Origin of the sequence: Streptomyces neyagawaensis, assembly GCF_023516595.1 — a bacterium.
In the GTDB taxonomy this organism is placed as follows: domain Bacteria; phylum Actinomycetota; class Actinomycetes; order Streptomycetales; family Streptomycetaceae; genus Streptomyces; species Streptomyces neyagawaensis.
Genome location: NZ_JAMGBG010000255.1, coordinates 1 through 653 on the forward strand (window position 1 = coordinate 1; position 653 = coordinate 653).

The following is a 653-nucleotide window of genomic DNA, read 5'->3' on the forward strand; positions in this document are numbered from 1 at the left end:
GGAGCAGCCGATGCCGGAGACGAAGACGATGTTCTCCTTGGCGAGGCCGAGTTCGGGCATGAAGCCCTGGACGGCGGCGAGGATCGCGTAGTCACCGCAGCCGGGGCACCAGCGCACCTCCTGATCGGACTTGAAGTCCTTCATGGACTGCTTGGCCTCGGCCTTCGGGACGAGCGAGAGCGCCTCGATCGTGCCCGTGCCTTCCCCGGACGAGCCGGTCGCACCGGTCGTCGTCTCAGCCATCGATGGCCTCCTTGAGAGCCGCGGCGAGCTGCTCCGCCTTGAACGGCATGCCGTTCACCTGGTTGTACGAGTGGGCGTCGACCAGGTACTTCGCCCGGATGAGCATGGCGAGCTGCCCGAGGTTCATCTCGGGGATCACCACCTTGTCGTAACGCTGCAGCACGGTGCCCAGGTTCCGCGGGAACGGGTTCACATGCCGCAGATGCGCCTGCGCGATCGACTCCCCGGCCGCCCGCAGCCGCCGCACGGCTGCGGTGATCGGACCGTAGGTGGACCCCCAGCCGAGGACCAGCGTCCGCGCCTCGTGCGGATCATCGACCTCGACGTCGGGGATGTCGATGCCGTCGATCTTGGCTTGGCGGGTGCGGACCATGAAGTCGTGGTTGGCGGGGTCGTAGGAGATGTTGCCG

At 67.2% G+C, this 653-nt stretch carries 2 pseudogenes; both read right to left on the reverse strand.

Annotated features, from left to right (window positions below):
• Positions 1-243 (reverse strand): annotated as a pseudogene (locus M8J73_RS44570) (2-oxoacid:ferredoxin oxidoreductase subunit beta); the annotation flags it as partial.
• Positions 236-653 (reverse strand): annotated as a pseudogene (locus tag M8J73_RS44575) (2-oxoacid:acceptor oxidoreductase subunit alpha); the annotation flags it as partial. The pseudogenes M8J73_RS44575 and M8J73_RS44570, both read right to left, overlap by 8 nt.